The sequence below is a fragment of the Robertmurraya massiliosenegalensis JC6 genome, assembly GCF_000311725.1.
GTDB classification, from domain to species: domain Bacteria; phylum Bacillota; class Bacilli; order Bacillales; family Cytobacillaceae; genus Robertmurraya; species Robertmurraya massiliosenegalensis.
Genome location: NZ_HE978514.1, coordinates 563,614 through 568,245, shown reverse-complemented (window position 1 = coordinate 568,245; position 4,632 = coordinate 563,614). Strand labels below are relative to the sequence as shown.

Annotated in this window: 3 protein-coding genes; all 3 read left to right on the top strand. The window is 43.8% G+C overall.

The genetic code is table 11. From position 1 onward, the window contains the following. The first annotated feature begins 40 nt into the window (after positions 1 to 40). Entirely contained in the window at positions 41 to 718 is a 678-nt protein-coding gene (gene purQ, locus BMSHG_RS16285) for a phosphoribosylformylglycinamidine synthase subunit PurQ (protein ID WP_019155523.1), read from the top strand. A 78-nt stretch (positions 719 to 796) separates the two neighbouring features. After that, positions 797 to 3,016: a phosphoribosylformylglycinamidine synthase subunit PurL gene (purL, locus tag BMSHG_RS16280; protein ID WP_019155522.1), complete on the top strand. Its 2,220-nt coding sequence runs from the start codon at positions 797 to 799 to the stop codon at positions 3,014 to 3,016. Next, positions 3,001 to 4,413 (top strand): amidophosphoribosyltransferase, encoded by a 1,413-nt coding sequence (gene purF, locus BMSHG_RS16275; protein ID WP_019155521.1) that lies wholly within the window; start codon positions 3,001 to 3,003, stop codon positions 4,411 to 4,413. The genes purL and purF overlap by 16 nt, the downstream gene beginning before the upstream one ends. Positions 4,414 to 4,632: the final 219 nt, after the last annotated feature.

The following is a 4,632-nucleotide window of genomic DNA, read 5'->3' as shown; positions in this document are numbered from 1 at the left end:
TTGAAGACTATCGCTATGAAATCGAGGAGTGTGTAGCCCAATGAAGTTTGCAGTCATCGTGTTTCCAGGCTCCAACTGTGATGTAGATATGTATCATGCAATTAAAGACGAACTGGGTGAAGAAGTCGAGTATGTCTGGCATGATACCGATAACTTAGATGAGTATGATGGAATTCTTTTACCTGGTGGATTTTCCTATGGGGATTACTTGCGTACAGGGGCGATTGCTCGCTTCAGCAAGGTGATGCAAGAGGTCGTGAAAGCAGCGAATGCAGGAAAACCTGTACTTGGTGTTTGTAATGGCTTCCAGATCCTTTTAGAGAGCGGATTATTGCCAGGTGCGATGAGACGAAACGAGAGCTTGAAATTTATTTGTAGACCAACGAACTTAAAGGTGGAAAATAACGAAACGATTTTCACCTCTGAATATAAAAACGGTGAAGTCATCACGGTTCCGATCGCTCATGGTGAAGGGAATTATTATTGTGACGTAGAAACACTTCAAACATTGAAAGCGAACAATCAAATCGTCTTTACGTATGAAAACAATCCAAATGGCTCATTAGAGGATATTGCTGGAATCATCAATGAAAAGGGAAATGTTCTTGGTATGATGCCCCATCCTGAACGAGCAGTTGATGAATTATTAGGAGGAGCAGATGGCTTAAAGTTATTCCGCTCGATCGTGAAAACATTTCGAAATGCTGTTGTCGTATAAATTTTTCCGGTAGGAGTAGCGAAAGAATCCTGCACATCACGGGTAATCAAAGCATTCAGAAACTATGGAGGGAAGCACATGTCAATCATGCTTGAACCAAGTCCGGAACAAATTAAAGAAGAGAAAATTTATCGAGAAATGGGTTTAACTGACGAGGAATTTGCCAATGTGGAGAAAATCCTTGGAAGAACTCCTAATTATACAGAAACTGGCCTTTTCTCTGTTATGTGGTCAGAGCATTGTAGCTATAAAAATTCAAAGCCGGTTTTAAGAAAGTTTCCAACTAAGGGCGAGCGAGTCCTTCAAGGTCCTGGAGAAGGAGCGGGAATTGTTGATATTGGCGATGAACAAGCCGTTGTTTTTAAAATCGAAAGTCATAATCACCCTTCTGCGATAGAGCCTTACCAAGGAGCTGCAACAGGTGTCGGTGGAATTATACGTGACGTCTTTTCGATGGGGGCGAGACCCATTGCTCTACTAAACTCGTTGCGTTTTGGAGAGTTGGATGCCTCTAGCCGTGTCCGTTACCTTTTTAAAGAAGTAGTTGCTGGTATTGCTGGCTATGGAAACTGTATTGGGATTCCAACGGTTGGGGGAGAAATTCAATTTGACCCTTGTTATGAAGGGAACCCACTTGTTAATGCGATGTGTGTCGGGTTAATTGACCATAAGGATATTAAAAAAGGTCAGGCGCATGGTGTCGGAAATACGGTCATGTATGTCGGTGCGAAAACAGGTCGTGACGGCATTCATGGGGCAACCTTCGCATCAGAAGAATTAACAGAGGATTCAGATGAAAAACGACCAGCAGTTCAAGTAGGAGACCCGTTTATGGAAAAACTGCTTATTGAAGCTTGTCTTGAACTCATCCAGTCTGACGCTCTTGTTGGAATTCAAGACATGGGAGCAGCTGGATTAACAAGCTCTTCTGCAGAGATGGCAAGTAAGGCTGGGTCTGGGATTGAGATGAATCTCGACCTTGTGCCACAGCGTGAAACAGGAATGACGGCTTACGAAATGATGCTTTCTGAATCACAAGAGCGTATGCTGATTGTCGTGAAAAAGGGTCGTGAGCAAGAAATCGTTGATTTATTCTCAAAATACGGTTTGGAATGTGTCTCAATTGGTACGGTAACGGACGATAAAATGCTGCGTCTTATTCATAAGGGCGAGGTTGTAGCCAATGTCTCGGCAGATGCCCTTGCAGAAGATGCGCCAGTATATCATAAGCCTTCTCTTGAACCGGAATATTTCCGTGAGTTCCAAGCGATGGAAAATGATGTTCCAGCTGTAGATGATTACAATGAAACACTCATTCAGCTTTTAAAGCAATCAACCATCGCTAGCAAAGAATGGGTATATGATCAATATGACTATATGGTTCGTACGAATACAGTGGTGGCACCAGGATCAGATGCTGCGATTGTCCGCATTCGTGGGACAGAAAAAGCGTTGGCGATGACAACAGATTGTAATTCAAGATATATCTATTTAGACCCAGAAACAGGTGGGAAAATTGCAGTTGCTGAGGCGGCGAGAAATATTGTTGCTTCTGGCGGGGAGCCGTTAGCGATTACCGACTGCTTGAACTTCGGGAATCCAGAGAAACCAGAAATTTTCTGGCAGTTTGAAAAAGCAGTAGACGGGATGAGTGCTGCTTGTACAAAACTTAATGCACCCGTAATCGGTGGAAACGTATCCCTTTATAACGAAACGAATGGGACGGCAGTCTATCCAACTCCTGTAGTAGGGATGGTCGGTTTAGTGGAAAACCTTGCACATGTTACGACACAAATCTTTAAGAACGCTGGAGATCTCATTTATTTAGTAGGGGAAACAAAGCCTGAATTTGGTGGAAGTGAATTGCAAAAACTGACATATGGACGAATTTTTGGAAAGGCGCCAGAAATCGATCTTGATGTGGAAGACGAGAACCAAAAGAGTGTCTTAGCAGCTATTCGTGCGGGATTCGTTGCATCTGCTCATGATCTGGCAGAAGGCGGACTTGCGGTTGCATTAGCAGAAGGATTAATGGGATCAACTGAACTTGGTGCGAAAGTGAAAGTAGATGGGGATGTAACTTCTGCCCTTTTCAGTGAATCACAATCTCGTTTCTTACTATCTGTGAAAAAGGAAAACCAAGCACAATTTGAGAGCTTAGTGAATGCTCAGTTAATCGGTGAAACGACAAATACATCTAACCTCGAAATCTACGCGAATGACAAGCTTGTACTTGATCAGAAAGTGGTAGATTTAGAGGCAGCTTGGAAAGGGGCTATCCCATGCTTGCTGAAATAAGGGGATTGAATGAGGAATGTGGCATTTTTGGTGTTTGGGGGCATCCTGATGCTGCCCAAATCACTTATTACGGTTTACACACCCTACAACATCGTGGGCAAGAAGGAACCGGAATGGTTGTCACAGACGGTCTGAAGCTTAAAGGGGTAAAAGGAGAAGGGCTTGTTGCTGAGATTTTCACACAAGAAGCGATTCAGCAACTTGACGGTTTTGGAGCGATTGGTCATGTCCGTTATGCAACTGCAGGAGGCGGTGGCTATGAGAACGTGCAACCGCTTCTTTTCCACTCTCAATCTGGAAGTCTAGCACTTGCACATAACGGAAATTTAGTGAATGCTACAGCGTTAAAGCGCCAGCTTGAAGGACAAGGAAGTATTTTTCAAACGAGCTCTGATACCGAAGTACTTGCCCACCTCATTAGACGCGGTGGCAATGCACCGCTTGAGGAGCAGGTCGAAAACGCATTGACGATGTTAAAAGGGGCTTATGCATTTTTAATCATGACAGAAACACAGCTGATGATTGCCCTTGATCCAAATGGCATGCGACCACTTTCTATCGGTCGCTTAGGGGATGCTTATGTAGTCGCTTCTGAAACATGTGCCTTAGATGTCGTCGGCGCTAGCTTCGTTCGTGATGTCGAGGCAGGAGAACTGGTGATTATCGATGATTCAGGGATTCGTTCTGAAAGATATGCGATGCCTGCCAATCAAGCGATGTGTTCGATGGAATATGTTTATTTTTCTCGACCAGATAGTGACATTCAAGGAATCAATGTTCATACAGCTCGTAAAAATCTTGGGAAAAGATTGGCGCTTGAAGTACCAATTGAAGCGGATGTCGTCACAGGCGTTCCGGATTCCAGCATTTCTGCTGCAATCGGTTATGCAGAAGAGTCCGGCATTCCTTATGAAATGGGCTTGATTAAAAATAAATATGTTGGTAGAACGTTCATTCAACCTTCTCAATCCTTACGTGAGCAAGGGGTAAAAATGAAACTATCTGCTGTTCGTGGTGTCGTGGAAGGCAAGAGGGTGATCATGGTTGATGATTCAATCGTTCGTGGTACAACGAGCCGCAGAATTGTGACAATGCTAAAGGAAGCTGGAGCAACTGAAGTGCATGTTGTGATCAGTTCACCACCCATTAAAAATCCATGTTTCTACGGAATTGATACTTCTTCAAAGGAAGAGCTCATGGCAGCGAGTCATTCAGTCGAAGAAATGCGTGAAATTATTGGCGCGGATACGTTAACCTTTTTAAGTGTAGAAGGCTTACTAGATGGAATTGGCAAGGTAAGCCCTGATGAAAACTGTGGTCAATGCCTCGCTTGCTTTACAGGCAAATACCCTACAGAGATCTATCCAAGTACAGCGAAAATGTATGAAAAGGTTTAAGGAAGAGCGGCATACGTGATGCCGCTTTTTCATTCAAATATGTTGTAGGAAGGGTTCATGATACAAAACTCAGGGTGTTTTCAGAGGAAGGTATGTCACATGAGGGGTTCATGAAACAAAACTCAGGGTGTTTTCAGCGGAAGGTATGTCGCATGAAGGGCTCGTGAAACAAAACTCCGGCTGTTTTCAGAGGAAAGTATGTCACATGAAGGGCTCATG